This window comes from Paraburkholderia sp. PREW-6R (genome assembly GCF_039621805.1).
Classification (GTDB): domain Bacteria; phylum Pseudomonadota; class Gammaproteobacteria; order Burkholderiales; family Burkholderiaceae; genus Paraburkholderia.
Genome location: NZ_CP155075.1, coordinates 65,560 through 91,988, shown reverse-complemented (window position 1 = coordinate 91,988; position 26,429 = coordinate 65,560). Strand labels below are relative to the sequence as shown.

Genomic DNA, 26,429 nt, shown 5'->3' with positions numbered 1-26,429 from the left:
ATGGCTACCCTCGTAGTTGTCGATGACGAGTCGCTCGTCACGGATTTCCTGACGTTTCTGCTGGAAGGCGAGGGACACACCGTCCATGTCGCCAACAACGGCAGGCAGGCGTTCGAGATCATTGGCCGCACGCGCCCCGCGCTCGTCATCACCGACCTCATGATGCCGGTCATGCCGGGCCTGGAGCTTGCTCGACTGTTGCGGGAAAGCCCGGAGTTCAACCAGTTGCCGATCATTCTGTGCAGTTCGGTTTCTGATCCCGTGGCGCAGCACGAACAGCATCTGTTCGCGGCGATACTCCGGAAGCCCTATGCACCAGCCCGACTTGTCAGCCTCGTCAACGAGAATACCGGCGCAACCCGTTGAGCCGGGCGCGCTCACGATGAGCCCCGCGTCAAGCGCGACTGGCCGGCTCAGCGGACCTTGCAGGGGGCCCGGCATCTCTAACGCATCGGCTTCGAGCGCTCCATGACGCGCATCCTTCTTGTCGACGACGAACCCGAACTGCTCGAAGCCTGGAGTTTCGCGCTCGAGTACGTGGGCCACAGCGTCGACCGGGCGCGCGATGGACGCGAGGCGCTCGAACAATTGAACCGCCACCGGCCCGACCTGGTAATCACCGATCTGATGATGCCCGGTATGAATGGAGAGGATCTGTGCCGGGCGATCCGGCAGAACGCTGAATGGGCGGACATTCCGATCCTGTTACACACCTCTGCGTATGCCGGCACACCCGTCAACGAGCGGTTATGGGATTCGTTTCTCCGGAAACCCGCTCGCCTGGAAGTTTTTCTCACCACCATTGAAAACCTGACCCGGGGTTGACAGGGATATGCCTCTCCTACCGGACAATCCGCTTTTTGCCTGGCGTATCACGAGGCTGTGTCGAGCCGGGATGCGCGCACCGATCCTGCGGAACGGTCGATGATGACAGACATCGACCTTTTCGAGCACCTCGCCGAACCTTACCTCGTGCTCGACAGTCAGCTTGCACCGGTGGCCGCGAACCGCGCGTGGCGTTCGCAATTTGGCGCCAACGTCGATGATCCGGACGCGGCGCCGCGCTTGCAGGAACTGGATCCGCTGCATCACGAACTGATCCGCTCTGTCTCGAGCGGCTTGCGTGCCCGACAGAGCTGTCTTTCGAATGTAATCCGCCTCTCCACCGAAGCGTCTTCACACGGCTGCGCCTCCCGGCAGCAGCGTTGCTGGCAGGTCATTGCGTCATCCATCCCCGCCACTGCGCGTGCACCGGCGCTCATTGCGTTGCGCTACGACGACGTGTCGGCACGTAACGTGGCCGTCGCGAAGCAACCCGGCGACACCATAGCCGAAGGGCTTGGCGAGATGCTCGCGCTTGCAGGCCTCGGCGTCTGGGAGCTGGAAGTCGCATCAGGCCGCATCCGGTGTAACGAGCCATGTCTGAATCACTGCGGCGCAGCACGGTCTGCGGACATTTCCAGAGAATGGCTGCTGGGCGACCTGCCGCGTCAGATCGGAGCAAATCCGGACGCGGCCAGGGACGGTCAGACTTTCGAGTTCGAGCGAATGTCGCCCGATGGCTGTCATTGGGTTCTGATTCGCGGCATCTGCTGGTTCAATGATGACAATACGATGCGATCCGCTACCGGATTCACCCTGGATCTGACCTCGCGCAAGCAGCACGAGTTTGAACTCGACGCGCTGGCCAATGCGGAACGCTCAGCGCGGGAGCACAGCGACGCGCTGGCACGCACGATGGACCATTTCATCGCCGCGGTGAGCCACGAGCTTCGGTCGCCTTTGAACGCCATCGTTTCTTGGGCAGAACTGCTTCAGCTCGCGATGGAGCCGTCGAACGTCGCCCGGGCCGGCGAGGCCATCCGTCGAAACGGCCGGCAGCTGTCGCACATGGTTGACGATCTGCTCGATAGCGGCGCAATTGCCACTGGCAAACTGTCGGTCAATCTACAGCCCGTGGACCTTGGTGCGCTTGCTGCGTTCGTCGCCGAGGACGTCCGCAAGCTCGCGCAGCATAAGGGTTTGCAGTTGCACGCCGCCGACATCTCGCCTTGTCTCGTCCTCGCGGACGAAAGCCGGATCAGGCAGGTGATATGGAATCTGCTGGCCAATGCCGTGAAATTCACGGACGCTGGCGAGGTGGAAGTATCAGTCAAAGCCACTCGGGATTTCGCGGTGATGACCGTGCGTGACACGGGGCGCGGCATTGCACCCGAGGCGGTGTCACTGATTTTCGACCGTTTCCAGCAGATCGCGCCGCATGCCAGTGGTCGCGTCGGGGGGCTGGGGCTGGGACTCTGGCTGGCGCGACACATCATCAGTCTGCACGGCGGGTCAATCGACGTTGCCAGCGATGGTCCCGGCTGCGGGGCCACCTTTACGGTAAAGCTTCCACTGGCGTCTACTGCCCGCTAGTTCCGCGACGGAAACCGATTCCGGTCGTCATTCGCTGCGTTGCAGTGAGCCGCAGACTCGCGGTCTGGCGTGGCGGGCGAATTGGCCGGCGACGGGCCGCGCAGTGAAACATCGCCACCGGACATGCCGCTACAGCCGGTCTTCAATCAGGAACGCCAGGCAGTTTGCCCTGTGTAGAGTGCGGCCGGATCGAATGCAAGGCCTTCTATAAGCGCTCTCCAGCGAAAGAATGCATTGGCTTGCCCTCGGCTAGTCGACCAGCGGATTTTGTCCAGCCACGGGAGTTGGCATGTGCGTTGCGACACCGTTCGTACGGCAATGGCCCACGTGACAGTTTGGAGCGCCAGACATTACTCCATGGAGCGCCGGCCTCCATTCAAACTCCCATAACTGACCTGGACAGAAAAAATGAAGAACCGCTTGAAGAAATTAACGATCATCAGCTCCGTCTGCGCAGCCTCCTGCTTCATGGCCGGCGCTGCGACAGCTCAGACACAGGCTGCCTCGACAACGGCCGCCAATCCGCTCGCGCAGGTTGACAAAGACTTCGTGCAGGCCGCATCGATGTCGTCTTCGACAGAGATCGACGCGTCGAAACTCGCGACCAGCCATTCCAGCGACAAGGACGTGAAATCCTTCGCGCATCACATGATCCTCGATCACACGAAGCTGACCGTTCAGCTGAAAATGGCCGCGCCTCACGGCGTTACCGTGCCGAAGGACAATTCGGACACTGCGGTGCTTGACTCGCTCAAGCCGCTCAAGGGGGCGGACTTCGACAAGGCCTACATCACGAAGGTCGGCCTTGAGGGTCACAAACAGGCAATTGCGGCCTTTGAGAAAGAAGCTTCAGACGGTCAGAACGCCGATCTGAAGAAAGCCGCGCAGAAAGCGCTGCCGACCATCAAGGAGCACTATCAGATGGCCCAACAGTTGGCTTCGAAGAAAGGTATTTCGGAGTAAGCGCCTTATGTCCGAGCCGCAAAAAACTTCCAGCCGCCGTTCGACGACCTAGCGCGAGGCGGCCCAGAAGCGCGGCTCTCTCCTTCCGGCGCCAACTATGAGTATGTTGCGATGCGGTCGACAGGATTCAGATCGTTCGCTCAACTTCATGTTGCCTTCGATCGGGGAAAAGCATTGTGGCATCGAAGCTCCTGCGGGGGCGAAGCGTTAAGGCAAGTTGCCCCGCTCCCGCTTCGGCATTCATCGCTGAATTAACCGACGGCGACCTCTATGCGCCGTGGCCGCGCCTCCTCGCGCCGGGGAATCAGCAGCTTCAGCACCCCATCCTTCAGATTGGCCTCGATCTTCGATGTGTCGAGTTCGGCGCCAAGCGTGAATGACCGGGCAAAGTCAGGAACACGCACCTCCGCATGCTGCAGTCTCAGGCCGTCCCGGGTCGGCACGTTGGCGGACGCCTCGATACGCAGATTGCCGTCCTGAATCCGGATTTCGAGGCTTTCGCGCGCCACGCCCGGCAGGTCGGCCCACAGGGTGATGCCGTGCGCGTCCTCGATCACGTCCACGGCGGGGCTCAACGTCAGCCGCTTTTCTGCCCGGCGCGACTCGGCAGGCGCTGCCTTGGTGGACTCCTGACGTGTAAGTTGTGTTGCATCGTTCATGATCGGCTCCTTCTCCGTTAGCTCGTTATTGAACAGTAATCGCACGCGGCTTCGACGACTCACGTTTCCCGATGCTGATGCACAGACAGCCGTTCACATAACGTGCGTCGACCCGGTCTGGATCGGCATGCTGGGGAAGCTCGATGACGCGGCGGAATTGGCCGCTGAAACGTTCGTGTGCGTAATGACGCGTCGCCTCGTCGGCTGGACGCGTTTCTTGCGCCCGCTCGCCGGCTATCGTCAGCAGACCCTTGTCGATCGAGACTTCGAGCTGCTTCGGGTCGATGCCCGGTGCGAAGGCCACGATTTCAATCGAGTCATCCGTCGTGCCGACGTTGATCTGAGGGAAAGCCGACAGGCGGTCGGTACGGATACTGGTGGGATTACCGCCGAACAGCGCCGCCATCTGCTGATGCAGACGATCGAACTGGCTGAACAGGTCGGTCGTGAAGTAGAGATCACTCATGGTCGTTTCCTCGGGAAAATGCGGTGAGGAGACGGACGGGCCTACGCGCTCCAGTCCGTCTACCCAACGCGGGCAAACAAATCGAAACACGCAGCACGCGATGCAACGCCGCGTGGCTGCCTGAGCGAGATTAAAAATAGTTCTTGCCGAACAGATTTCAAGGGCGTCGCCAGGAATTTTTTGGCTCTTGAAAAATGCCTGCTGAACCCTACTCTGGCCGGAGTTGAGTGTCCTGGAGGATTGACATGGACTTCGATTCGGACTGGATTACGCTTGGTCGGCATCGCGTGCGACTGCGCTCGCCGAGGGGCTTCCCGACCGAGAGCATGCGCACCGCCGTGGATGTGATGCGCCTCGCCATTGAGAACAATATGAGCGCCCGGGCGCGGCTCGTCGACGTGACCGTGCGCGAAGAGAAATCGTATGAGCTTTCCGTGGGTACGACGTTCGCGGATGACCGGCTATGCGTCCCGCAGCTCGAATCGGCGATCGCGGTCGTGCTGGGCTTGCTGCCGGGACAGGTCCGCATTGTCGTGACAGTGGTCACGCAGGAGGAAGTGGACCTGCACTTCGGCGTGTACGAACGCATGCTGGCGGAGAAGATTGGAGGACTACCACCCATCGCAAGCGCGCGTTCCACCGCTAGTGAACACCCCACGAACCCGACGCCGACGCCGCGCGCGTAGTCGACGCGGCACGGTCCATGCTAAATCGGGAACGCGAGTTAATTTTTTTGCCAGGTCGCACCGCCGTCTGGCCTGAGCCCCGAGCCGCCGGTTTCGGGAGATGGACACTCAGTTTTCGGGGGCCCCGTTTCTGCGGTTGGCATGTCCGCAAACCAACCGTTCAATCGGGTGCATAAGCACCGAAGGGACGGTTCCCGAGCTAGAGCTCGTCGGATCGCCGCAGCTGCCGGTCTATGACGGCGGCGGCATGGCTCAGGCCAATGTGAGCAAGCAGGATTTCGGGTGCTCGAGGTGAAACCACGATCGGTCACTGGCACACGTCGTCAGCGCCGAATACTTCGTATCCGCATCAGACAGGAAGTCGTCATGCAGAGCCGCGATGAACTGAAAAACCAGCTGATTCTCGTCGAGCGGGAAAAGGACCGGCTTCTGAGCGAACTCAGAAGCCGACGCACTTATCTCGACCTGATGCGCCGCCTGATGAGGCGAGGCGCCGAGCACATCGTGGACGATGAAGAGATGGACCGGCTGATCACGTCCCTGATTGCCGTGCAAACGCTGTATGACCAGCTCGCCCGAACGCTGCGAAGGGAAGAAAGCTGATTCGCCTGATTTGCCTGCTTCGCCTGGAGCCCGAAACGGCATCTTGCAACGAGAGGCCGACGATGACACCCCTGAAACCCTTTCCACTCGACCTCGGGTGCGTCGAGCAAGGAATGCGGCTGTTCCAGACCAACGCGACAATCCAGGTCGCCTGCGCGGATGAGCGTCACGTCCGCAGGCACTAGCGTTGCTGCATAGTGCAGACACTCCAGGAGAAAGTCATGAACGACGAACCGTCAGATCCGGTCGAGCGGGCCGATCAACGCAGGCAAGCCGCCGGAAGCGGCGATGTCACCGAAAAACCGGATGGCACGATCGAGCAGCGTCCGCACGGCAATATGGACGAGACGCTGGTCCCGAAAGGCAAAGATCATCCGGAACAGGGCCCCTATGTTCCGGAACACGACGGTGTGGATCCGGACACGAGCCCCGACGCCAGCAGCGATCATCCGCGGGGAAGACCAGACTCGGGCGCCTGATGGCCCGCATACCGATCACGCCGCCCTGCTTCGGATAGCGCGGTTCGCAAGCTGTACTACTGCCATTGACGGAGCCCATGATGTCCGACGTTACCAACGACAGCACTACCCCTGAGGAAGACGCCAAGAAAGCGCTACGAGAGGGGGACAGTCAGAAGATCGATCGAGTTCTCGATGACCTCGATGTCTCTACGACGTCAACTGGCGAGGATCAGACTGATAAACCTGATACCGAGGGTTCGAACTCTTCGAGCAAGAATCTCGACGAGCAGAATGCGGACAATAGCCAGGGTTCGTCGCACAGCCCTGACTGACAACAATCAAACGAATTGCATTTATCACGGTCGATCTGCGCGTGGTGATCGAGCGCGCGGACTTCCGTATCCTCCAACGGTTTTTCAAGGACAAACATGCCTGGCCAAGACTCCGGTTCCAATTCTCCTCACCTCGACGACGGCGAACAGGAGCAGGCAGCCAAGCACGCGTCTCCGCGCGCGCTTGTCATTCATGAGGTCGTCCGGGAAGAGGGCGAGACCGCAATGGAGCGGACCGCCGGCGCACTGATGATGTCGGCTCTGGCCGCTGGTCTCTCGATGGGGTTCTCGTTCCTGATCCAGGCTGTGATCGAAAGTTCGATACCCGACAGCCCCTGGCGCCATCTCGTCGCGTCGTTCGGCTACACGGTTGGATTTGTCATCGTCATTCTCGGGCAGCAGCAACTGTTCACGGAAAGCACGCTGAGCGCGGTTCTTCCTGTGCTGACTCGCAGAGACCTGAAGACAGTCGCAAAGACTGGGCGACTGTGGGCGATCGTACTGGTTTTTAACATCGTCGGTACATTCATCTTCGCCGCGATGCTCCAGATTCGTGGCGTTTTTCCGGACGAAGTCGTGAAGGCACTCGGACATCTCGCGGCGCAGCCATTTTCCGGAAGCTTCACGATTACGGTCGTTCGCGCCGTGTTCGCCGGCTGGCTCATCGCGCTAATGGTCTGGTTGCTTCCGAGCGCGCGTTCGGCACGACTCATCACGATTTTATTGATTACGTATGTGGTCGGAATCAGCAATCTGTCGCACATCATCGCCGGCTCCGTTGAGGCGAGCTATGGCGTGATGACCGGCGCCGCAAGCGTGCGGGACTACCTCTGCGTATTTTTTGGGCCCACCCTGCTCGGCAATATGATCGGAGGGATTTCTCTCGTGGCAATTATCAACCACGGCTCCATTGCCTCCGAAATGACGAGCACGGAGCAAAATGATTCTATGCAGGGCGAGGCGATTCGTGAGCAGTAAGGTCTGAGGCGCAGAGCCGATAGGAAGTCTTCCGCAATCCGGCCGCTTCGTTCGGCAGGCTTTCGCAGCGTGCGGTGCGATGCGTCGACGGGACAATCAGTTTCGTCGACGATGACGAGCAGTCTGATTTCAGTGTGTGCAGGGAAGCGACATATCAGTTAGGAGTCACTTCCGTTTTTACCGGCCGGGTCAGGCGCCCTGCGCCGGTCGGCGTCGTCCACTGAGCCTGGATTATCGTCATTCTGGTCCATTCCAACGAGATGACGCACCTCAGCAGGCGTTTCGCAACCGGCGATGTTGGCAATCGGCACGGGGCCCTCGCACAACCGCCCTCCCCATTGACCGCTTAAGGTGCGATAGATACGGAGTTGCCGGGCCTTGTGCTGAGTTCTGATTTTCATTGTGGCGTTCCATTGAGCAGACAGGTCCTGTCGCGCAAAAACTGGGCCTGTACTCGCGCCACACTTCCCGGCTTTGTCTCGACCGGATGGTCAGATGGCCGCAGCGGGCGGCGAGGGTTCTGTGTCAACGGCAGCCTTGTCTTCACAGGCACGCCGCACCTGGCTACTGAACAGCAGCCAAATAGCAATCGATCCGATCGAAATGCCGCCTAATGTCAGAAAGGCGACGTGGTAACTGAAGGTATTTGCGAGCCATCCACCCAGCGCCGGGCTCAAACCTGCACCGACCGCCTGGAAAGTCATGACCAGTCCCTGACCGACATTGACGCGCCCCGTGCCCTGTAACAGGCGGACCACGAGTGCCGGCACCGCGACGCTCTGCAATCCGGCACCGATACCGTCGAGTATCTGGACCGGCCAGATGCCCCCCAGACTGACTACATGTGCGGCAATGAACCCACGCAGCGGCAAGGCCATGAACGACAGCAGCATCACCCACCAGTAGCCGCGCCAGCGGAACAGGCGATTCGCCGCAAGCGAGGCCACCACCATGACCGACTGGGCGATGACGATCGTCTCGGCGGTTGCGACGCTGCCGTTCGCGCGATGCCCGGCAACAAGCGCGAGCCCATATAGCGGCAGCATTGCAGCGTTACCGAGATGGAACAGCGCCAGCGACACCGCTAGTGCGAGCAGCGGCCGGTGTCGCAGCAGCATCTTCCACCGGCCGGCCATGTCACCCTCGTGAGGATCATGATCGCGAGCGAGACCTCGCGCCGCGTCGTGGTCGATGGAGTGGGCAGGGATGGCCACGACCGAGGCGAGCGAAAGCAGCGCGAATGCAATGCTGAGTAAAAAGACCGCTCCATAACCGAAGCGCCAGCCCAGCCAGCCCGACAGTGCGGCGGCGGTGACGTTACCCGCATGGTTGGCGACCTGGTTGCGGCTGAACTGGCGATCGAACCCAGCACGATGAACGAGTCCGAGGCAAATGCCTGCGAGTGCGGGACCCACGGCGGCGCCCGTTACAGCGGTTGCCACCTGCGATAACGCAACGACCGGCCATGAATTCGACATCCATAACAATCCCGATGCGAACAGCGTCATGACACAGGCGATCGCCACCACCGCCCGTTTGTGCCGTGTCGCATCGACGATCGCGCCTGCTGGCGTGGTCGCCAGCATGCCGGCGATGCCTCCTATCGTCATCACCGAGCCGATCAGCGCAGGGTTCCAGCCCCGGGCCTGCAGAAACACCCCGACGAACGGCCCGATTCCAGCCTGCACGTCAGCCATGAAAAAATTAGTCGCATCGAGCGCATGGAGCGTGGAGCGGGCGGGTCGGTTCACGACATTCTCCCGTTGCGGGTTAGTCGGAGCTGGCTACCACGGGTGCACTTTTCTACCGTGCACCCGAGGGATCGCGGTCGCTTTTAATAGCCCGTCGCCGTCGCGTCGTCGGCGTCGACCAGTTCGGCGATGTCGTCGACTTCGATGCACGCGCCATATCGGTTTTTCACTCCGCGGCCCCAGACCTGGATGTGCGCACCAGGCTCCAGATAGCTGGACAACGCTTCTGCAGCATGCGGTGGCATACGCACAGATGTTCCGTCGGTCAGCAACGCGCCGCGCAGCTCGCCTTTCGGCCCGTACAGCGACAACTGGACTTCGCCCATCACATCCATCGGGCGCTTCTCGACGTGCGGCCGCTCATGCTTGTCGCCGTCGTGATGAGGTCCTTCGTCGAGAATCTCGACACCCTTTGACGAAGTCAGCAGAACGCCTGCGACGATGTCGGCCCCGCGCGGTTTGACACCTCGCACGCGCACCTTGTCACCCACGCTGACGTGCTTCGCCAACGGGCGGGACAAATGCGGCGGAAAATGTACCTGGCGATCATTGTCGAGAATGAAGCCGTCCAGCTCTCCGTGCGGATTAAGGAGGAACTGCGTGACCGTGCCGCGCGTTTCCTGCAGGCAAGCGGGATCAATCCAATGCATGGTGCTACTCCAAGAAAAGAGAAGAATTAATTCGGCGTGTTGTCGTAGAGCGGCGTCAGCTTTCCAGGTGCGCCGAAAGCGGTTGCCTGGAGCGCTTCGCCGTACTGATTGCGGGTGCCGTAGCCACTGGCCGCAACCACCACGTCCGGCCGCATCAGGCTGGCGAACTGCTGCGCCACCGGCGGGGGCATTTTGATGATCGTTCCATTGCTGAGCATGACGCCGTCAGGCTCTCCGCGTGGCGCCGTGGTGACGCGCGCGACGGTCCCCTCGACACTGAGTCTGACCAGCCCTGCTCCCCGCAATGCCGGCGGCATACGCATCGTATTCACGGGCGCAGGCTGGTCAACGACCTGCTGTTGCGTCCGCTCATTCGTGATTTGCTGCGCGGCCATGTTGCCCCCGCTGTCGCGAACGCCCACGATCTTGACCGGATCGCCGGAATGAATGGCACCGACCAGCTGAGCGCTCATGTGCGGCGGAAAGTGGACGAGCGAGCCATCGCCGAGCAGAAAGCCGTCGACATCGCCTTCCGGATTGATGACGAAGCGGCTCACGGTGCCCGTTTCACTGGCTGACTGACGCACCGGTTGAGGTGCGGGCGGCGGCGGGGCGATGGTCTGCGCCCCACCCGCCGGGCCGCCCGCAACCGGCGGAGGAACGGGCATGCCGGGACCTTGAACAGGCGGTGTCTGCGCCGCGCACGCGAGCGTGGTGAAGCATAAGGACAAGCCCATCGCGCGGGCGAGCTTCGTGCGCAGACTGGCTAGGCCAGCGAGCGCGGGGCGGGCCGACGCGGCGACGATAATTTTTGAGGCCATGATGCTCTCCGTTGAACGACACGGACAACATTGCAAAGCCTATGCCACCTTTGGAAGTCCCTGCTGGCTGGCACTTTGCGCGTGCTGGAGCCAGCCGGCTGTCAAGCAAGCCGACACACAGCGTCGGGTCGCTTGACACGTTATTCGAGCTTGAGCGCCGCGAGCTTCGCGTACAGCGTTTGACGACTAATGCCGAGCCGCCGAGCCGCATCGGCGCGGTTGTTGCCCGCAAGCGTGAGCGCGTGAGTCACCATGGCACGTTCGAGTGATTCCACGGCGTCCGGGAGTGACATTTCGAGGTAGCGTGCCGCCGCCGGCGGGCCGCCTCCCTGATCGTCCTGTGGTTGCGAACTAAGAAACGCAAGGTCCTCTGCGGTGATCGAGGGACCCGGAGCCAGCGCGCCTGCACGCTCGATCGCGTTTCTCAGCTCACGGACATTGCCCGGCCACGAGTAATTGAGCAGCAGCCGTTGTGCGGGCGCCGACAACCGCATGTCGCGGGACCGACGGGCCGAAGCCTCGGCGAGGAAGTGTTCGGCAAGTGGAAGGATGTCGGCGAGTCGCTCCCGTAGAGGCGGAAGCTCGATAGGGATGATGTTGAGCCGGTAAAGCAGGTCTTCGCGAAACGCACCCGTTTCGACCATCGCCTTCAGGTTCCGGTGGGTCGCCGCGACGAGCCGGATGTCGACCCGGATCGCCCGGTTGGATCCGACTGGCGTAATCTGCCGTTCCTGAATCACCCTTAGCAGCTTGGCCTGCATCGGCAGCGGCATGTCGCCTACTTCGTCGAGGAGTAACGTACCTCCGTCGGCCGAGGCAAAGCACCCAGCCCGGTCCGCGGATGCCCCTGTGAACGCGCCTTTGACATGGCCGAACAGTTCGCTCTCCAGCAGGTCGGCGGGAATGGCCGCACAGTTCACTGCGATAAACGGTTTGCTCCGACGCCTGGACGCATCGTGAAGCACGCGCGCCGCCACCTCCTTCCCCGTACCCGTCTCACCGTGGAGAAGGACCGTTGAGTCCGACGATGCCGCGCGTCCGATCTGCTTCTGCACCTCGCGCAGTGTCTCACTCACACCCAGCAGCCGCGGCTTCGCGCTCTCCGGTTCGACGCTGAACGGAGGCAATCGCTCCCCCGACGTCTCGCCGGTTTCCGTCGATGAGACGATACGCTCGATCAGCGACTGTATCGCCTGTCTTCCGACCGGCTTCGTCAGGTGGTCGAATGCGCCGAGTGTCATTGCGCCGATGGTGTTATCGCTCGATGCGAAGCCTGTCAGCATCACCACTGGCAGCGCCGTGCCGGGCGTGCTCCGCTGCAAAGCTTCAAGGACTGCAAGACCGTCCATGCCCGGCAGACGGAAGTCGAGGAACATGCAGGTCAATGGTTCACGACTGCTCCCGACCTTTTCCAGCGCCTCTTCGCCGGTGATCGCTTCTTCGACCGTATGCCCAAGGTCAACCAGCGTTTCGACCAGCCCCTCGCGGAAGCCATCATCGTCGTCCACTACGAGTATGTGTGCCATGGGACCTCAATGACGAAACACGCGCCGTTCTCAGTTTCCGCCAGATACGCGCTGCCACCGTGGGCGGTGGCGACTTCGCGGGCAACGGCAAGGCCGAGGCCCGAGCCGTCCGGACGGCCCGTGACGAAGGGCTCGAAAATACGCTCGCGGTCCGCCGCCGGCACGCCTGGCCCATTATCGACAACGGCGATACGCAGCATGCGGCTGTCGTCACGCGCAACCTGTCGAGCGCTGACGGTCACCCGTCCGCCGACCGGTGCATGCCTGATTGCGTTCAGAATAAGGTTATCGAGCGCTCTTGCCATCTGTACCGGGTCGAACTGCGGCGCATCCTCTTCCCCGGCCCGTGGCGCTTCGTTCAGGCAGGCGACGTCGAGCGACAGCGTGACGCTTTTCATCCTCGCCTGCTCGTCATGCGTATTGACCGTCGACGCCACCCATTCTGCCGCGTTCATGGGTCTCGGCGCCAATGCCACGGGCTGCGTCAACGCGAGCAAACTCGACACCTGGGTTTCAATGCGCTCCACCTGACCCAGTGCCGACACGAGCGCCGAGTGGTGTGCGTCGCCGTCGTGCGCGAGGATGTTCTCCAGTTTCAACCTTACCGCGCCAAGTGGGTTACGGATTTCATGCGCCACCTGCGCAGCGAGCTTGCCAAGCGACGAGAAGCGCTCTGCCTGCAGCAGCTTTTCACTGAGTGCGGCGGCGCGCGCCTGCGACGCGCTGGATCGCGCAGCGAAGCCGTTGACGGCGACGATGATCTTGTCGAGATCCGGCTCTCCCACCGCCGCAAGGCTGACAAAAGAAGCCGCCGTATCGGGCGATAAACTGCGCTCGAGTGCGGACAGACTGTTGCGCCAACGTCGCAACGCGATTCCAAGAAGCAAAGCAATGACAAGGATGCCCGTCAGGACCACGGCGAGCGACAGCACGAGCACATGACCGTACGGCCCAAGCGGAGCCTGGGCCCGAGTGAGGGTCCAGGCATACAGCCCCCGGCTTCCGGCAACCGGGCACGCGGCACCCACCGTTGCACCCTGTCCACCGGGCACGGAGTCATTGACCGGCCCATGTCCGGATGCGGCCTGGCGCAGTGCCCGCAGTATCAGCGGTGTCTCCGCCTCCGGGATGTCGCGCTTGACGCCGCTACCTTCATACGTAGGGAACGAGTACGCGAGGAAGCCACGAGAAGGTCTCGGCGGCGCAGCGGGCTCCACGTGAGCCTGCGGACCGGCCATCGGACGTGCGGGCGGGCTCGAACCGGCCGTCCCGCTTTCGCTGTCTTCCCAGAAACCGCCTTCGACCTTGGGCGCCTGGATCAGCACAGTGTCGAGGACCGCATGCATCAGGTCCGTGTCGTAAGCGTCGCCCGCGAACTGGCGGGAGAGCGAATAGCGCGCTGCGACATGCTCGCAGGCCACGGTGGCCTGCTGACTGGCGATAGCGATCTGCCGACTCTGGTCCGTCTGGAACAATAGCCAGATGATCCCGGCGAGCAGCACGCAGATAACGGCAACGAGGGCCCAAAGAAGCACAAGCTGCGTCGCGAAGGGAATCCGCTTCATCGTGGGTGGCTCACCGCGCGACCGCAGCGCTATCTCGTCTGCGGCTGAGCTTGCTGGGTAGCTTGCGCCTGTTGCGCCTGTTGCGCCTGTTGCGCCTGTTGCGCCTGTTGCGCCTGCTGTGCCTGTTGCGCCTGCGCACGTTGTGCGTCTTCTTTCGCCTTTTTGCTAGCCATGTGGTGTCCCACGACGCAGCCGCCAGCCGCTCCGAGCACGGCATGGCCGCTTCCGACAAAGTGGCCGGCCACGCCGCCCGCAGCGGCACCCTTCAGGCAACCGGCAGCGTTCGCGGCGCTGATTGTCGATAGCGAAAGTGCACATGCTGCCAGCGCGAGAATTCTCAATTTCATTTTTTTTCCCTGGTGAGTGATGAATTGCCACGCTCCCGGTTGCAAAACTCATGCCACTTTCTTATGGATATAAGTGTTGTGATGACCGAGACTCCCAGCCGAGTACAAGATCAGGGCACTTAGCGGCTCATTCGCGTCACGCATGAAGGTGTCTTCCGGCACCGCATTTCGCGGTCACAAGCGTTCAATCAGGCGCCGATCCCCCGACTCACAGTATTCGTGGCAGGCCGCACGTGCCGCGTTCGCCGCGCCGTGCACAAACAGTGGCGCATCCGCACGGCGCGACATCGACACCACGATTGACGGCGGCAAGGGCTGCAGCGGCAACTCCACCACTTCTCCGCGCGCGATGAAATCGGCGACGAACAGACGAGGAATGGCCGCCACGCCGAAACCATCGCGCACCAACTGTACAATCACCGAGATCGACGGCGAACCGGTAATGCGCGTATCCGAGAGCGGCACGCTGTTCGCGAGCGCGAGTTTGCTGACGATGTCCTCCAGCGCGCGGTGCGGTGCCGTGCCGCGTCCAAAGGTGAGGATTGGATGACGCAGTACGCGCCTCGCGAGGCCGCTGCGCGAAAGCGGCAGCAGTCCCGCGCGAGCAATCCAGTGCACCGGATAGTTTGCAAGCGCGTCGCACACGACGGATTCCTCGTCGCTGCCCTCCACCCGAATGATCAGATCCAGCTCGCCCGCCATCAGGCGACGCTGCAACACGACGCTGACGTCGACGGCCAACTCCACCTCGAGTTGCGGGAAATCGTGTGACAGGCGTCGCATGTAGTCGGCGAGCCAGCTGTGGACGACCGTCTCGATCACGCCGAGTCGCAGTTTGCCGCGCATCGCGCCTTCGTTCGACGCGGCGGCCTGCAACTGGCGCGTCGCTTCGACCACCGCCTTTGCATAGCCGAGCAGGTATTCGCCGTTCGCTGTGAGCCGGAACTCGCGGCTCTCGCGATCGACGAGGACGGTCCGCAGCTCGTCTTCCAGTGCTTTCAGACGTTGGGAGATCGCGGCAGGCGTGGCGTGCAACGCTGTCGCCGTGGTGCGAAAGCTGCGCAGCTTGGCCAGCGTGACGAAGGTTTCCAGAAAGCGGGTGTTCATAGCCGGAAGGACCAAAAAACGGGAAGAAGAACGGCTCCAAAAAACTCAACGTGATTCGGGAAAACCCGCAATTCCGTTAAGAAATTCTATTCAACTGGCGCAAGGAAAACTAGTTAGCGTCAGATTTTCTTCCTTTCTATGCTTTGACCCAAGCACAAGAAAGGGCGCTTGACGCCAATGACCTGCACCGCACGCCAACCCGAACAACCCGCAAGAGAACGCCAACACCATGACGCCATTCGAATTCCGCCAGGCCGTACGTCATCGCGACTTTCGCGGCCCGACGGCCGGCCAGTGCGGCGACTACGCGCAGGCGAATCTCGCGATTCTGCCCGCCTCACACGCGCACGATTTTCTGCGTTTCTGTCATGCCAATCCGAAGCCGTGTCCGCTGCTGGGCGTGGGCGAGCCCGGCGACTTTCGCGTACCGGTGCTTGGCCGCGACATCGATATCCGCACCGACGTGCCTGCGTACAACGTCTACCGCGACGGCAACCTTCACGAGCGCGTCGAATCGATCGAAGCCCTCTGGCAGGATGATTTCGTCGTATTCGCGATCGGCTGCTCGTTCTCGTTCGAGCACATGCTCGCCAAGGAAGGTATCGGACTGCGCCACGTCGAAGAGGGCCGTAACGTACCGATGTACCGCACTCACATTCCGAACCGGCGGGCCGGCGTGTTTGGCGGCGAACTCGTCGTATCGATGCGCCCGCTGCGCGGCGCCGACGCGATTCGCGCGGTGCAGATCACGAGCCGTTTTCCGGGTGTGCATGGTGCGCCCGTGCATATCGGCGATCCGGAAGAACTCGGCATCGCCGATCTTGCACGCCCGGAGTTTGGCGACGCGGTGACGATCCGCGCAGGCGAACTCGCGGTGTACTGGGCATGCGGCGTGACGCCGCAAACGGCGCTGATGGCCGCGAAGCTGCCGCTCGCCATTGCGCACGCGCCCGGCCACATGCTGATGACAGACATCACCAACGCATCGCTCGCGATCTTCTGAGCGCGCCGCGGCGCAGCGCCAGCTTCACCGCATCCCGAAGCCATCCGGCCACTGGCCGGAGGGAATGACGCATCCCTTTGCGCTTGCGCGGCTTTGCTGATTACTCATGCGTCGATCCACAGGAGCAACAGATGGACAGCAAAACAGTCGCGCGAGGCGTCGACGATGCCGCCCACATGGCGGCGACAACGGGCAGCCCGCCCCTTTCCTGGTATGCGGAAGCCGGTCCGCGCGCACGTCGCGCATTCTGGAGTTGCAAGGTCGGCTATGTGCTCGACGGCATGGACACGCAGATGCTGTCTTTCGTGATTCCGACACTCGTGTCGGTCTGGCACATTTCGCTCGCCGACGCAGGCTTCATCGGCACCATGACGCTGCTTTCGTCCGCGCTGGGCGGCTGGATCGCGGGCATACTGTCCGACCGCATCGGTCGCGTCCGCACGTTGCAGCTTACCGTGCTGTGGTTCGCCGTATTCACCGCGCTGTGCGGTCTCGCGCAAAACTATGGCCAGCTGCTCACGGCCCGCGCGCTGATGGGCTTCGGCTTCGGCGGCGAATGGACAGCGGGCGCAGTGCTGATCGGCGAAGTGATCCGGGCACGCGACCGCGGCAAGGCGGTCGGCCTCGTCCAGTCGGGCTGGGCGCTCGGCTGGGGCCTGGCTGCCCTGCTCTACGCGGTTTTGTTCTCGGTGATGGCGCCTGACATCGCGTGGCGCGTGCTGTTCCTCATCGGACTCGTGCCGGCCTTGCTCGTACTGTTTATCCGCCGCTATGTGAAAGAGCCAGAAGTATTCGAGCAGGCCAGGGTTCGCCACACGCATGCTCAGGATAAGCCGCGCTTTACCGAAATCTTCGCACCCCGACTGCTTTCCACGACATTGCGCGCCGCCCTTCTCACCACCGGCGCTCAGGGAGGCTACTACGCGATCACGACATGGCTGCCAACGTTTTTGAAGACCGAGCGTCATCTCACGGTGATGGGCACGGGCGGCTATCTGGCGATGATCATCGCCGGTTCGTATGTGGGTTATCTATGCAGTGCGTGGCTCACGGACAGAATTGGCCGCAAGCCGAACTTCATCCTGTTCGCGCTCGGTTCAATGGCGATCGCGTTCGCGTACACGTCGTTGCCGCTCACCAATGCATCGATGCTGTGGCTTGGATTTCCGCTGGGTTTCTTCGCATCGGGCATTTTTTCGGGCATGGGCGCGTTCCTCACTGAACTCTTTCCAACCCGCGTGCGCGGTTCGGGCCAAGGCTTTTGCTACAACGTTGGCCGCGCGGTCGGCGCGCTTTTCCCGGTGCTGATCGGTACGCTGTCGAGCCGGTTCGGCCTCGGCGCGAGTATCGGCATATTCGCGGTGGCGGCCTATGGCGTGCTGATTATTGCCGCGCTGACGTTACCGGAGACGCGCGGCCGCGAACTCGAATCGGCGTGACCGCACGTTTGCATCGTCATGTGCTGCAAGCCGTTACGCCGGCCGTTGTCGGATTTACTTGTCGAGCGACCCTTTGCGAAACTCAGGCGTCGAATCAGTCAATTCAGGCAGCGCATCTCACGCTTGGATTTCCTGACTCACCAACCTGTTTTTTGCGATGATGGCAGCAAGAGAGGCCGTGCCAGGCTCGCTCCAATGAAGCTGATTGCGAGCGTGGCAATCTGAAGCGAAACGTGTCCTCGTTCTTCGTCGACGAATGAGCGGAGATACGCGAGAAAAAATATCACAACTTTAGGTTTGCTAAGTTTCAAGACGAGGTCATGCCCATACGAATGGGCCGAATCGACTTACCGGAGACAGTCGCCTTCGCGCACACCGGCGCGCTGCGCCCGACTGGGCGCCGCGCGTTGCAGACTGCAGCATCACGAACAGCTTATTCGGACACGTGTGGACATCGGGACGGGCGAATCCCGAACGACGACATCGCGTCGACTGAGTGGGCATGGCGATCGCGTTCGACTGCAAAAGCGCTCGACAGATGTATTTTCTGAGGCCAGTTCAACGCTGCACGGTGCAAAAGTACGGCGAACGCCATAATATGTAGGTTTTGGCGGGCTCACTGTCCACGGAGATATGTCTTGAATGTCCTGTTTGTTGATGACGACCCGGATTCGGCCGATGCATTGGCCGCCCTTGTAAAAACAATGGGGCATGAAGCATCAGTCGCATACGATAGCGCAACTGCGGTTGAGCTTGCGCACGCTACCAATTTCGACCTCATCCTCCTCGACTTGCAACTAGGCGACGCCGACGGTCGGGACGTCTGCGCCGACATGCGCCGCGAGGGCGCGTCGCGACACTCGCAAATCCTCGCCATGACTGGCTATGTCGGATTGGAACAGAACGTCAGTCTTGGCGACTTCAACGGCTATGTGCTGAAGCCGCTTCAGTTCGACCGGCTTGAAGATCTGCTGACGTCGTAGCCGGCAACGCCCGTGTTTATCCATACAGGGCACGTGTCCAGAATGGCGTGCATGTCACACGCCCGCTACCGGCTCACGTGCCTTGGTCGGATCGAAGTCCGCCCACGCACCTTGCTGCCAAAGGCCGGACGCGTGCTCGATGTCCATCGCATCGCATTCTTTTAGCGTCGCCACGGCCGTGTCGGCGGTTTCCGGCCCGGCGTGTACGGCGATCAACACGCCCGATTGGCGCGCGTTCTCGAAATTGTCCAACGACGTCTGCGATTCGGGTTTCGAACCCTTCGTATGCGACATCGCGCCCGATAGAGAACCGAGATAAGCACCGACACCCGTGGCGATCGGAATCGCAAACCACGACGCGTGAAGCCCGAAACGGATCGCTACCCCAACACCTGCTCCGAGCAGCAGTCCGACGAAGACACCTTTGCCCGCGCCTTTGGGTGCTTCCTTCGAGCCATGATCGGTCATCGCGTCCCCACCAATCGGGGTTCGCGCATGCTGCCCGTGCTCAGTCACATAGACGATGGAAAGATCTTCCTTCGTAAAACCCACGGCTTGAAGTCTGCGCGATGCGCCTTCGGCTTTCTCGAAGGTGTTGAATCGGCCTGCAATGATCAGAGACATGGGAGATCCTGTAATTTGCGTGAATAGGGAGACCTAAGAGGATTGGAGGGCTGCCTACGCACAGCACCGCATAATCTGGACCCGGTCTTTCAGTTGAGCTCTGTCGCGGGCAAGCGCCTTCTTTTTTTCTGTCGGCTAACCCCGGGTCACCGCGACACGGGTCTTCGTCCCTTCCACGCCGGAGCTTTATTTTCGTGTGCTCTTTTACGCCGCCAGGGCATGTCGCTTGCGCGCGATCCTGATGTGAGCAGCAAACGCTCACTCACCACTTTCGCTGAAGGCGAGCCATGAAATCTCCACGCAAGATTTTCTTTTCGATGCTGGTACTGCTGCTGTCAGCCGCACCCTTCGCTCATGCTAGCGGGACCGCTAACAGTGGCGACGTCGCTCCGAAGGCATCTACCGATGGGACAAACCGTGACGCTTCGAATAGCACGGAGCCTGACGTCTCGGCCGCGCGCAACCTTGCGCCCGAGCGTTCTGACACCAGCAAGATGAACGGTTTGAACAAGGGTACAAACAGTGGCGCAAACAGCGATGTCAACAGTCCTGATCGCGGCCCAAGGCGCAGCGGCCAGTGAACCGCAACGTGTATCCGCAATGAGCACAACGTGGTACGCGCCGCTTCAATCGGTTGACGGCACGCAGGTATGTCCGACGAAAAGTTGAAAGCATCGCGGTCTAATATCGTGGTGTTCGCCGTTGCTGTAGCACGGCGGTGCCGAGCGCGACTCGCGCAGCCGACCCCGGGATTCACATCCATGCAGATAGTCAGATTCGTATCAGGCTTGGCCGCCCTGGCCGCGATGTCCACGGTTTATGCCGAGGGGTTCGTGGTCACGCAGTCGATGTCGAACGGACGTGAAATGCGTCTTCTTGAACATGCGCCTGAATGTGATGGCGGCCCCGGTGCGTTCGTCTACAGGCGCGGCAAGCAGATCGAGCAGACTTGCCATGTCAGCGTGACCCCTGGAGGCGCCACCATTATTCTTCCCGCCTACGAGCCCCGCGTCTTTATCCCGCGCGACACGCTCGATCAGAACTCGAAATCCTGAACACAATGCGCGACTGAGGAGGTTTCAATGGCCGGAGACGGTATTAACCGACGCGAAATGCTGGCAATGTTGGGAGGCATGGCGTCGCTGCTGATGGCCGGCCGGGCCGAGTCCAGCACGATCGACACCAGCCAGAGCATGTATACGCTGCCCGAAAATATCAAGTTTGTCGCCCAAGGCAATGCGCCGCCCAGAAGCGTCGAAAGCGCATTCCTCTACAGCAGTCCCGAGAAGGAAGGCATCTACTATGCGCTACTACGCTGGTATCCCGGCTACATGAGCGCGCCGCACAACTATGCAACGGATCGTCTGTGCGTAGTGGTGTCAGGCACATGGTGGATCAACAGCGGCGCGGACTTCGATCCCGGACACACCGTCCCCGTGCCGGCCGGCACTTTCGTCCGGCGCGTTGCGAGAACCTGGCACTACGATGGCGTTCCGCGCGGCGAACCGGAGCCGGCAACGATCGCCATCTGCGGAATCGGCCCGGTAGACATGCGCATGGCCGAGCCGGACAAACCGTTGGCACGCGCCGTATAAATCTGTGGCCCGATGCGGCGCGTCATCTTCGGACTCGCGGCCGCCGCGATTTCGCTATAGGGCGTCGACAGAAAGATTGATTAGTCGAACTAGGCCAGGTCCCCGGGGATTAATCAACCGCGGCTGTTCTCACGCCCCTCGACTAGCAGTCCAGCTTCAGCAAGGCTACCAAGCGTGATCGGCGAGACCGGTTTCCCGGCAGGCGCGCAGTTCTCCCTTGGTGCGTCGTCGTTTGCCACCCGCTGCGCGCTTCCATCACGAACGGCGGGACCGGCGGCCGTAGCGGATCAGCGTTGCGCCACGCCGCCGTCGCCCTCGGCGACAGCACGTTCACCCGGATACCCGTTCGTTGCGCTTGAGGCCAACCTCGCCGATGCACCGGCACGCGTTTCCTGCTGTGACCGGTGAGCGCGGCGGCCAATGCAGGCAGCGCTGCGCCGTCTGGCGCAACGTAGAAAAATGCAGCCCTGTCATCCCAGTCGGCTATCATGCCTGTCCTCCTTGAAGTCGCTCCTTATGATTTCCGTCCGTAATGTCACGCTGCGCCGTGGCGTCAATGTCGTACTCGACAACGCATCCGTCACCTTTACACCTGGCGAAAAGATTGGTCTGGTCGGTCGCAACGGCGCCGGGAAGTCATCCTTTTTCGGCCTGCTGAACGGCACGCTGCACGAAGACAGTGGCGAGTTTTCGATCCCCACCGCGTGGAGAATGGGCCAGGTCGCGCAGGAGATGCCGGAAACCGGCCAGAGCGCCACCGATTTCGTCATCGAGGGTGACACCGTACTGCTGGCCGCGCAAGCCGAAGTAGCCGCCGCTGAGGCGAGCGACGACGGCATGCGCATGGCGCACGCTTACATGGCCCTGCATGACGCTGGTGCCCACGACGCCCCCGCGCGTGCCCAGTCGCTCATCCTCGGTCTTGGCTTCAGTGCCGCGCAGCTTGACCAGCCGGTCAACAGCTTTTCCGGCGGCTGGCGTATGCGCCTGCAACTGGCGCGCGCACTCATGTGCCCGTCTGACCTGCTGCTGCTCGACGAGCCGACCAATCACCTCGACCTCGACGCACTGGTCTGGCTGGAAGCATGGCTCAAGCGCTACCAGGGCACCATGGTCGTGATCAGCCACGATCGCGAATTCCTCGATGCCGTGACGCAGGTGACGGTGCACGTCGACAACGCCAGGCTCGTGCGTTATGGCGGCAACTACAGCAAGTTCGAAGAGATGCGCGCCGAGCAGTTGCTGTTGCAGCAGGCCGCCATGGCAAGGCAGGCGGACAGGATCGCCCACCTGCAGAAGTTCATCGACCGTTTCAAGGCGAAGGCCTCGAAGGCGAAACAGGCGCAGAGCCGGGTCAAGGCGCTCGAACGCATGGAAAAGGTCGCACCGGTGCTGGCCGACGCAGAATTCACCTTCGAGTTCAAGGAGCCGCTCAACGTCCCCAATCCGCTGCTGTCGATGCTCGACGCGAGCTTCGGCTACCCCGCGCCCACCGACGCGGCGCCGGACACCCCGCCGACGGTCATCGTGCGGGGCATCAACCGCTCCGTGCTGGCTGGCCAGCGTATCGGCATTCTCGGCGCCAATGGACAAGGCAAGTCCACGCTGGTGAAGACGGTCGCGCACGAGCTGGCGCCCATTGCCGGCGAGATCAGTGAAGGCAAAGGCCTGAACATCGGCTACTTCGCGCAGCAGGAACTCGACGTGCTGCGTCCTCTCGATACGCCGCTCGAACACATGATCCGGCTTGCCAAAGACACGCCGGCGCATCTGCGCGCTCCGGGTCAAAGCGGCACTGAACAATCGCTTCGCACGTTCCTCGGCACGTTCAATTTCAGTGGTGACATGGTCCATCAGGCAGTCGGCACGATGAGCGGCGGCGAAAAGGCGCGGCTCGTGCTGTGCATGATCGTGTGGCAGCGCCCCAACCTGCTGCTGCTCGACGAGCCGACCAACCACCTCGACCTGTCCACACGTGAGGCGCTAGGCATCGCACTTAACGAATTCGAAGGCACGGTCACGCTGGTCAGTCACGACCGGTCGCTGCTGCGCGCGGTATGTGACGAGTTCTGGCTCGTGACCAAGGGCGGCGTCGAGCCTTTCGACGGCGATCTGGACGATTACCAGCAGTTTCTGCGCGACGAGGCGCGTCGGATGCGCGAGCAGGCCGCTGGAGAGCAAAAGGTCATCGCCTGAGCGAGTGCTTTGGCGTCTTTAAACTCAACAAGTCCGCCAAGCGCCTCAGTAACGTTGCAGACGCCAGCTCGACATCGCACGTCCCTCGGCGCCTGCGACTACAGCTTCCTGGCTGATAGGGCCGACTCCTGCCAGCAGCGCAATCCGAACAGCGGTACAAGTCCGTAAGCGTGGTCGAGCATGTCCGACTGCAGTTCTTCGTAACGCTCCCAACGGGTCTCGCCGACGTAGAGAAAGATCTCCAGCGCGACGACAGGCTGGCTGGCCTGTAGCTGGCGGACCACGAGTGGCATGTCGTGACGTACTGCGGGATGGTCACGGAAATAGGCGGTCAGATAGAGACGATACAGGCCGAGATTCGTGCGGCGCAGTCCGTCGTCAGGAGTGCGTGCGAAATGCGGCTGACCGATGCCGCTACGTAATTGGGCAAGGAACGCCTCATCGGCAAAGCTAACGGTATCGGCGTCGAAATGAATGGCATGTTTGACGCGTCGTGCACCGGACTCGCTCATGCCGCGCCAGTTCTTCACGCTGTTAGTGAGCAGCACGTAACTCGGCAGCATGACGATTGAATTGTCGAAGTTCTGCACCTTGATCGTGTTGAGTGCAATGTCGATCACCGTGCCATCAGCGACGAAGCCCGGCACTTCGATCCAGTCCCCCACTCGTAGCATGTCGTACGCAGTAAGCTGGATGCTCGCCACGAAGCCGAGCAGCGAATCGCGGAAAATGATGATAAGAAGCGCTGTCATCGCGCTGAGGCCGGTGAGAAAGTAAGCGGGCGAACGCTCCAGCAGCACCGAGATCGTGGCAATCAGCGCTATCACGTACAGTACGATGGTGGCGATCTGCAGGAAGCTTTTGATCGGCCGCTCGCCCGACGATGGAAAGTGACTGTAGCGCTCGCTGACGCTGTCGAGAAGCGCGAGCGCGGCGCGCAATAACGTGTAGACCATGTAGCAGGCCGCAAGGATCGCGAGCGGATGTCCAAGCGCGGCGATGAGCGGGAACGTCAGACCGGACAGCATCGGCGTGGCCGCGTAAACAATCGCGGCGGGTACGAGCGGCGCGAGCCGATGAAAGACTTTGTGGCGCTCAGCCGCGCGAAGCCACTTGAACTCTTCCCTGCGGGCGAGGTGTCCGACAATCGCCAGCATGACCCAGCGCGTCAGGTAGTAGCAGAGAGCACTCGCCAGCAGAATCGCGAGCAGCAGGGCCGCAACCAGAAGTATCGCGACGAACTCGCTATCGGTATATACATGGAACTGGTGCCAGCTCGGTCCGCTTTCTATACGCAGCGCCTTGTCGAACATAGCCTCTCCATTTGCGGGACATTGACTTCGCCGGTCTAATACGGTTTGTGGTCCTGACTTGCACGCTACGTCGATTGAGCGTCGCCCGGCGCTGACACGTCACCGCTCTGAGGCCAGCGAGGCCACGCCTGGTGCCACGGGTATCGCACGCAGGTCATTCTAGCGTCCCACAGCAAATATCCGGCTCTTGCGTAAAAGCAGTTTCGTGGATAACTTAGGCCGGGTCGACACGCCATGCCACGCCACGCCACTAACGGTGCGCCGTCGCGCATCGACACTGCGAACCGATTACGCCTGCTGTCGTCGTCAACCCAGAGAGGATCGCAAAATGCAAAAGCTCACCCCTGCCGGCCAGCAACTGATCGAACAATTGGCCGAGCGTCACGGATTCAGCACGGAGGCAGTCATGAGCATGCTTGCGTCGGTGATTCGCGGCGGCGGCGGCATGGCCCAGTTCAGTCACCCGGAGTTCGGCGGCTCAGGCCAGTGGATGCGCGGGGGCATGACGATGGTCTCCGACATGTTCAACCACCATTTGAAGGCGCGGGTCGATCAGCTCTGTCTGGCGCTCTCGAGTCTGATTGCGCAGCAGCCGGGAATGATGGGGAGCGGCAGCTTCCAGTCCCAGTCGCAGACCCACAACGCGCCGCCGTACGAAGCGGGTGTCGACGACGGGAGCAGCGATGCACAGCACGACTCAACCGGTTCGCCGAGTCTGTTCGTACCGGCCGCTCCAGGCGCGTCGAACGACTGGTGGCCCGCTGAACTGGGGCGGCCCAACAGCAGCGGTGCACAAAACGACGTCCGCTATGCTTTCTTCAGCGAGGCCCGGCGTCTTGCGATCGAAGTGAACGGCAAAGTGACGGTCTACGACACGGGCGACCATCGGATCAATGGGTTCTCACAGCAGCAGTCCCACGGTGCATCGCTCACATTTGAAAGCCAGCAAGGGAAGGTTGCTGTCGCCAGCCTGCCGGTTGTCGCAGCCGGCGGAGTCTCCCACCCGGCATCGCCGACGGTGCGCAACGAACCGGCGAGCACTCACTCGGGTGCTCGCGGCGAGCCAGACACGCTTGCCACCATTGAAAAGCTCGCTCAACTGCACGCGAAGGGTGTTCTCAGCGACGACGAGTACGCTGCGAAAAAAACAGAGCTCCTGAGCCGTTTGTGAACACGGCGTGACGCGGCCGGGTTGCTGCTGGGCCGCGTCCGGACAACGTCCCACCGTTGGCCGCCGCATGCATGCGCAGCCAGTCGAGCGGTTACGCCCGCCCGGCTTACTGGAGCATCACCGGAGCACCGCTTAAGCAGTATTGTTCCGTCGGCGCTCCGTTCCTTCGTTGTCAGGGGAACAGTTTGGCCGCGGTCTGCGCGACGAGTTTGCCTTGATGGCGGGCGCCTTCGAGGTCGATTTCACTCGGCTGACGCGAGCCGTCGCCGCCGGCAATCGTCGTCGCACCGTACGGCGCGCCGCCCACCACTTCTGACAGCGTCATCTGGCCCTGGTGGCTGTACGGGAGGCCGACAATCACCATCCCCAGATGCATCAGGTTGGTAATCAGCGAGAAAAGCGTGGTCTCCTGGCCGCCATGCTGCGTTGCCGTCGACACAAACGCTGCTCCCACCTTGCCATTGAGCGCGCCGCGAAGCCAGAGGCCGCCCGTCTGGTCGAGGAATGCGGCCATCTGCGACGACATGCGGCCATAACGCGTACCGGTGCCGAGCACGATCGCGTCATAGTTCTCCAGATCGGCAACGGTTGCGACCGGGGCGGCCTGATCGACCTTGAAGTGATTCTTCTCGGCGATTTCACGAGGCACCGTCTCCGGAACCCGTTTGACATCGACGACCGCTCCGGCGCTTCGCGCGCCTTCGGCGATCGCGTTCGCCATCGTTTCGATGTGGCCGTACGTGGAGTAATACAGAACGAGAACGCGTGCCATGAC

Annotated in this window: 28 protein-coding genes and 1 pseudogene; 16 read left to right on the top strand and 13 right to left on the bottom strand. The window is 61.7% G+C overall.

The window, feature by feature from the left end:
- The 4 genes from AAGS40_RS25100 (at window position 1) to AAGS40_RS25085 (ending at window position 3,378) form a co-directional block, all read left to right on the top strand.
- Window positions 1-366: a response regulator gene (locus tag AAGS40_RS25100; RefSeq protein WP_345817158.1), complete on the top strand. Its 366-nt coding sequence runs from the start codon at window positions 1-3 to the stop codon at window positions 364-366.
- A gap of 102 nt (window positions 367-468) precedes the next feature.
- Window positions 469-825 (top strand): response regulator, encoded by a 357-nt coding sequence (locus tag AAGS40_RS25095; RefSeq protein ID WP_345817157.1) that lies wholly within the window; start codon window positions 469-471, stop codon window positions 823-825.
- Between the two features lie 441 nt (window positions 826-1,266).
- The gene (locus tag AAGS40_RS25090; protein WP_345817156.1) at window positions 1,267-2,415 is read left to right on the top strand and encodes a HAMP domain-containing sensor histidine kinase; all 1,149 of its coding nucleotides are present in this window, start codon (window positions 1,267-1,269) and stop codon (window positions 2,413-2,415) included.
- Window positions 2,416-2,835: 420 nt separating this feature from the next.
- A complete protein-coding gene (locus AAGS40_RS25085) occupies window positions 2,836-3,378 on the top strand; it encodes a DUF4142 domain-containing protein (RefSeq protein ID WP_345817588.1) in 543 nt (180 codons plus the stop codon).
- Between the two features lie 251 nt (window positions 3,379-3,629).
- Here AAGS40_RS25085 and AAGS40_RS25080 read toward each other — a convergent pair whose 3' ends face one another.
- Window positions 3,630-4,037 (bottom strand): Hsp20/alpha crystallin family protein, encoded by a 408-nt coding sequence (locus tag AAGS40_RS25080; RefSeq protein ID WP_345817155.1) that lies wholly within the window; start codon window positions 4,035-4,037, stop codon window positions 3,630-3,632.
- A gap of 25 nt (window positions 4,038-4,062) precedes the next feature.
- Window positions 4,063-4,503 carry an Hsp20/alpha crystallin family protein gene (locus AAGS40_RS25075; RefSeq protein WP_345817154.1) on the bottom strand — a complete coding sequence of 147 codons (441 nt, stop codon included), beginning with the start codon at window positions 4,501-4,503 and terminating at the stop codon, window positions 4,063-4,065.
- A 245-nt stretch (window positions 4,504-4,748) separates the two neighbouring features.
- Here AAGS40_RS25075 and AAGS40_RS25070 point away from each other — a divergent pair, with 245 nt between their 5' ends.
- The 5 genes from AAGS40_RS25070 to AAGS40_RS25050 all read left to right on the top strand — a co-directional run bounded on the left by AAGS40_RS25070 (window position 4,749) and on the right by AAGS40_RS25050 (window position 7,563).
- Window positions 4,749-5,189 carry a hypothetical protein gene (locus tag AAGS40_RS25070; protein WP_345817153.1) on the top strand — a complete coding sequence of 147 codons (441 nt, stop codon included), beginning with the start codon at window positions 4,749-4,751 and terminating at the stop codon, window positions 5,187-5,189.
- A 366-nt stretch (window positions 5,190-5,555) separates the two neighbouring features.
- The gene (locus tag AAGS40_RS25065) at window positions 5,556-5,792 is read left to right on the top strand and encodes a hypothetical protein (RefSeq protein ID WP_345817152.1); all 237 of its coding nucleotides are present in this window, start codon (window positions 5,556-5,558) and stop codon (window positions 5,790-5,792) included.
- A gap of 221 nt (window positions 5,793-6,013) precedes the next feature.
- Window positions 6,014-6,271 (top strand): hypothetical protein, encoded by a 258-nt coding sequence (locus AAGS40_RS25060; RefSeq protein WP_345817151.1) that lies wholly within the window; start codon window positions 6,014-6,016, stop codon window positions 6,269-6,271.
- A gap of 77 nt (window positions 6,272-6,348) precedes the next feature.
- Entirely contained in the window at window positions 6,349-6,585 is a 237-nt protein-coding gene (locus AAGS40_RS25055; RefSeq protein WP_345817150.1) for a hypothetical protein, read from the top strand.
- 96 nt (window positions 6,586-6,681) lie between these two features.
- On the top strand, window positions 6,682-7,563 hold the full coding sequence (locus AAGS40_RS25050; RefSeq protein WP_345817149.1) for a formate/nitrite transporter family protein: 882 nt from the start codon (window positions 6,682-6,684) through the stop codon (window positions 7,561-7,563).
- A 158-nt stretch (window positions 7,564-7,721) separates the two neighbouring features.
- Here AAGS40_RS25050 and AAGS40_RS25045 read toward each other — a convergent pair whose 3' ends face one another.
- From AAGS40_RS25045 to AAGS40_RS25010, 8 genes and pseudogenes are all read right to left on the bottom strand, one after another.
- A complete protein-coding gene (locus AAGS40_RS25045; protein ID WP_345817148.1) occupies window positions 7,722-7,964 on the bottom strand; it encodes a hypothetical protein in 243 nt (80 codons plus the stop codon).
- Between the two features lie 90 nt (window positions 7,965-8,054).
- Window positions 8,055-9,260 carry an MFS transporter gene (locus AAGS40_RS25040; protein WP_345817587.1) on the bottom strand — a complete coding sequence of 402 codons (1,206 nt, stop codon included), beginning with the start codon at window positions 9,258-9,260 and terminating at the stop codon, window positions 8,055-8,057.
- Window positions 9,261-9,397: 137 nt separating this feature from the next.
- Complete coding sequence (locus AAGS40_RS25035; RefSeq protein WP_345817147.1) at window positions 9,398-9,964, bottom strand: hypothetical protein; 567 nt, start codon at window positions 9,962-9,964, stop codon at window positions 9,398-9,400.
- A 26-nt stretch (window positions 9,965-9,990) separates the two neighbouring features.
- The gene (locus tag AAGS40_RS25030) at window positions 9,991-10,785 is read right to left on the bottom strand and encodes a hypothetical protein (RefSeq protein WP_345817146.1); all 795 of its coding nucleotides are present in this window, start codon (window positions 10,783-10,785) and stop codon (window positions 9,991-9,993) included.
- A gap of 140 nt (window positions 10,786-10,925) precedes the next feature.
- Window positions 10,926-12,311 carry a sigma-54 dependent transcriptional regulator gene (locus tag AAGS40_RS25025; protein WP_345817145.1) on the bottom strand — a complete coding sequence of 462 codons (1,386 nt, stop codon included), beginning with the start codon at window positions 12,309-12,311 and terminating at the stop codon, window positions 10,926-10,928.
- On the bottom strand, window positions 12,293-13,876 hold the full coding sequence (locus AAGS40_RS25020; protein ID WP_345817144.1) for a HAMP domain-containing sensor histidine kinase: 1,584 nt from the start codon (window positions 13,874-13,876) through the stop codon (window positions 12,293-12,295). The genes AAGS40_RS25025 and AAGS40_RS25020 overlap by 19 nt, the downstream gene beginning before the upstream one ends.
- A gap of 107 nt (window positions 13,877-13,983) precedes the next feature.
- Window positions 13,984-14,223 (bottom strand): annotated as a pseudogene (locus AAGS40_RS25015) (hypothetical protein); the annotation flags it as partial.
- A 174-nt stretch (window positions 14,224-14,397) separates the two neighbouring features.
- Complete coding sequence (locus AAGS40_RS25010) at window positions 14,398-15,330, bottom strand: LysR family transcriptional regulator (protein ID WP_345817143.1); 933 nt, start codon at window positions 15,328-15,330, stop codon at window positions 14,398-14,400.
- A 229-nt stretch (window positions 15,331-15,559) separates the two neighbouring features.
- On the opposite strand from AAGS40_RS25010, the gene AAGS40_RS25005 reads away from it, so the two are divergent.
- From AAGS40_RS25005 to AAGS40_RS24995, 3 genes are all read left to right on the top strand, one after another.
- A complete protein-coding gene (locus AAGS40_RS25005; RefSeq protein WP_345817142.1) occupies window positions 15,560-16,333 on the top strand; it encodes a putative hydro-lyase in 774 nt (257 codons plus the stop codon).
- A gap of 131 nt (window positions 16,334-16,464) precedes the next feature.
- Window positions 16,465-17,772 (top strand): MFS transporter, encoded by a 1,308-nt coding sequence (locus AAGS40_RS25000; RefSeq protein ID WP_345817141.1) that lies wholly within the window; start codon window positions 16,465-16,467, stop codon window positions 17,770-17,772.
- Between the two features lie 638 nt (window positions 17,773-18,410).
- Window positions 18,411-18,755 carry a response regulator gene (locus tag AAGS40_RS24995; protein WP_345817140.1) on the top strand — a complete coding sequence of 115 codons (345 nt, stop codon included), beginning with the start codon at window positions 18,411-18,413 and terminating at the stop codon, window positions 18,753-18,755.
- Window positions 18,756-18,809: 54 nt separating this feature from the next.
- On the opposite strand, the gene AAGS40_RS24990 is transcribed toward AAGS40_RS24995, so the two are convergent.
- Window positions 18,810-19,379: a hypothetical protein gene (locus AAGS40_RS24990; protein ID WP_345817139.1), complete on the bottom strand. Its 570-nt coding sequence runs from the start codon at window positions 19,377-19,379 to the stop codon at window positions 18,810-18,812.
- Between the two features lie 650 nt (window positions 19,380-20,029).
- Here AAGS40_RS24990 and AAGS40_RS24985 point away from each other — a divergent pair.
- The 3 genes from AAGS40_RS24985 to AAGS40_RS24975 all read left to right on the top strand — a co-directional run bounded on the left by AAGS40_RS24985 (window position 20,030) and on the right by AAGS40_RS24975 (window position 23,170).
- Window positions 20,030-20,434, top strand: a complete 405-nt coding sequence (locus tag AAGS40_RS24985) for a hypothetical protein (RefSeq protein ID WP_345817138.1) — start codon at window positions 20,030-20,032, stop codon at window positions 20,432-20,434.
- 27 nt (window positions 20,435-20,461) lie between these two features.
- Window positions 20,462-20,974: a cupin domain-containing protein gene (locus AAGS40_RS24980; RefSeq protein WP_345817137.1), complete on the top strand. Its 513-nt coding sequence runs from the start codon at window positions 20,462-20,464 to the stop codon at window positions 20,972-20,974.
- 516 nt (window positions 20,975-21,490) lie between these two features.
- Window positions 21,491-23,170 (top strand): ATP-binding cassette domain-containing protein, encoded by a 1,680-nt coding sequence (locus tag AAGS40_RS24975; protein ID WP_345817136.1) that lies wholly within the window; start codon window positions 21,491-21,493, stop codon window positions 23,168-23,170.
- 98 nt (window positions 23,171-23,268) lie between these two features.
- On the opposite strand, the gene AAGS40_RS24970 is transcribed toward AAGS40_RS24975, so the two are convergent.
- Complete coding sequence (locus AAGS40_RS24970; RefSeq protein WP_345817135.1) at window positions 23,269-24,483, bottom strand: mechanosensitive ion channel domain-containing protein; 1,215 nt, start codon at window positions 24,481-24,483, stop codon at window positions 23,269-23,271.
- Window positions 24,484-24,811: 328 nt separating this feature from the next.
- On the opposite strand from AAGS40_RS24970, the gene AAGS40_RS24965 reads away from it, so the two are divergent.
- Complete coding sequence (locus AAGS40_RS24965) at window positions 24,812-25,654, top strand: SHOCT domain-containing protein (protein ID WP_345817134.1); 843 nt, start codon at window positions 24,812-24,814, stop codon at window positions 25,652-25,654.
- A gap of 172 nt (window positions 25,655-25,826) precedes the next feature.
- Here AAGS40_RS24965 and wrbA read toward each other — a convergent pair whose 3' ends face one another.
- Window positions 25,827-26,426, bottom strand: a complete 600-nt coding sequence (wrbA, locus tag AAGS40_RS24960) for an NAD(P)H:quinone oxidoreductase (RefSeq protein WP_345817133.1) — start codon at window positions 26,424-26,426, stop codon at window positions 25,827-25,829.
- Window positions 26,427-26,429: the final 3 nt, after the last annotated feature.

What these genes read in the sequence shown, in the direction of transcription:
- AAGS40_RS25040 (WP_345817587.1), bottom strand. Translation starts at nt 9,260, where the DNA reads ATGGCTGACGTGCAGGCTGGAATCGGGCCGTTCGTCGGGGTGTTTCTG.
- AAGS40_RS24985 (WP_345817138.1), top strand. Translation starts at nt 20,030, where the DNA reads ATGTCCGACGAAAAGTTGAAAGCATCGCGGTCTAATATCGTGGTGTTC.
- AAGS40_RS25080 (WP_345817155.1), bottom strand. Translation starts at nt 4,037, where the DNA reads ATGAACGATGCAACACAACTTACACGTCAGGAGTCCACCAAGGCAGCG.
- AAGS40_RS25065 (WP_345817152.1), top strand. Translation starts at nt 5,556, where the DNA reads ATGCAGAGCCGCGATGAACTGAAAAACCAGCTGATTCTCGTCGAGCGG.
- wrbA (WP_345817133.1), bottom strand. Translation starts at nt 26,426, where the DNA reads ATGGCACGCGTTCTCGTTCTGTATTACTCCACGTACGGCCACATCGAA.
- AAGS40_RS25100 (WP_345817158.1), top strand. Translation starts at nt 1, where the DNA reads ATGGCTACCCTCGTAGTTGTCGATGACGAGTCGCTCGTCACGGATTTC.
- AAGS40_RS25075 (WP_345817154.1), bottom strand. Translation starts at nt 4,503, where the DNA reads ATGAGTGATCTCTACTTCACGACCGACCTGTTCAGCCAGTTCGATCGT.
- AAGS40_RS25070 (WP_345817153.1), top strand. Translation starts at nt 4,749, where the DNA reads ATGGACTTCGATTCGGACTGGATTACGCTTGGTCGGCATCGCGTGCGA.
- AAGS40_RS24990 (WP_345817139.1), bottom strand. Translation starts at nt 19,379, where the DNA reads ATGTCTCTGATCATTGCAGGCCGATTCAACACCTTCGAGAAAGCCGAA.
- AAGS40_RS24975 (WP_345817136.1), top strand. Translation starts at nt 21,491, where the DNA reads ATGATTTCCGTCCGTAATGTCACGCTGCGCCGTGGCGTCAATGTCGTA.
- AAGS40_RS24970 (WP_345817135.1), bottom strand. Translation starts at nt 24,483, where the DNA reads ATGTTCGACAAGGCGCTGCGTATAGAAAGCGGACCGAGCTGGCACCAG.
- AAGS40_RS25025 (WP_345817145.1), bottom strand. Translation starts at nt 12,311, where the DNA reads ATGGCACACATACTCGTAGTGGACGACGATGATGGCTTCCGCGAGGGG.
- AAGS40_RS24980 (WP_345817137.1), top strand. Translation starts at nt 20,462, where the DNA reads ATGGCCGGAGACGGTATTAACCGACGCGAAATGCTGGCAATGTTGGGA.
- AAGS40_RS25020 (WP_345817144.1), bottom strand. Translation starts at nt 13,876, where the DNA reads ATGAAGCGGATTCCCTTCGCGACGCAGCTTGTGCTTCTTTGGGCCCTC.
- AAGS40_RS25030 (WP_345817146.1), bottom strand. Translation starts at nt 10,785, where the DNA reads ATGGCCTCAAAAATTATCGTCGCCGCGTCGGCCCGCCCCGCGCTCGCT.
- AAGS40_RS25060 (WP_345817151.1), top strand. Translation starts at nt 6,014, where the DNA reads ATGAACGACGAACCGTCAGATCCGGTCGAGCGGGCCGATCAACGCAGG.
- AAGS40_RS25095 (WP_345817157.1), top strand. Translation starts at nt 469, where the DNA reads ATGACGCGCATCCTTCTTGTCGACGACGAACCCGAACTGCTCGAAGCC.
- AAGS40_RS25035 (WP_345817147.1), bottom strand. Translation starts at nt 9,964, where the DNA reads ATGCATTGGATTGATCCCGCTTGCCTGCAGGAAACGCGCGGCACGGTC.
- AAGS40_RS25055 (WP_345817150.1), top strand. Translation starts at nt 6,349, where the DNA reads ATGATGTCCGACGTTACCAACGACAGCACTACCCCTGAGGAAGACGCC.
- AAGS40_RS25000 (WP_345817141.1), top strand. Translation starts at nt 16,465, where the DNA reads ATGGACAGCAAAACAGTCGCGCGAGGCGTCGACGATGCCGCCCACATG.
- AAGS40_RS25010 (WP_345817143.1), bottom strand. Translation starts at nt 15,330, where the DNA reads ATGAACACCCGCTTTCTGGAAACCTTCGTCACGCTGGCCAAGCTGCGC.
- AAGS40_RS25005 (WP_345817142.1), top strand. Translation starts at nt 15,560, where the DNA reads ATGACGCCATTCGAATTCCGCCAGGCCGTACGTCATCGCGACTTTCGC.
- AAGS40_RS25045 (WP_345817148.1), bottom strand. Translation starts at nt 7,964, where the DNA reads ATGAAAATCAGAACTCAGCACAAGGCCCGGCAACTCCGTATCTATCGC.
- AAGS40_RS24965 (WP_345817134.1), top strand. Translation starts at nt 24,812, where the DNA reads ATGCAAAAGCTCACCCCTGCCGGCCAGCAACTGATCGAACAATTGGCC.
- AAGS40_RS25050 (WP_345817149.1), top strand. Translation starts at nt 6,682, where the DNA reads ATGCCTGGCCAAGACTCCGGTTCCAATTCTCCTCACCTCGACGACGGC.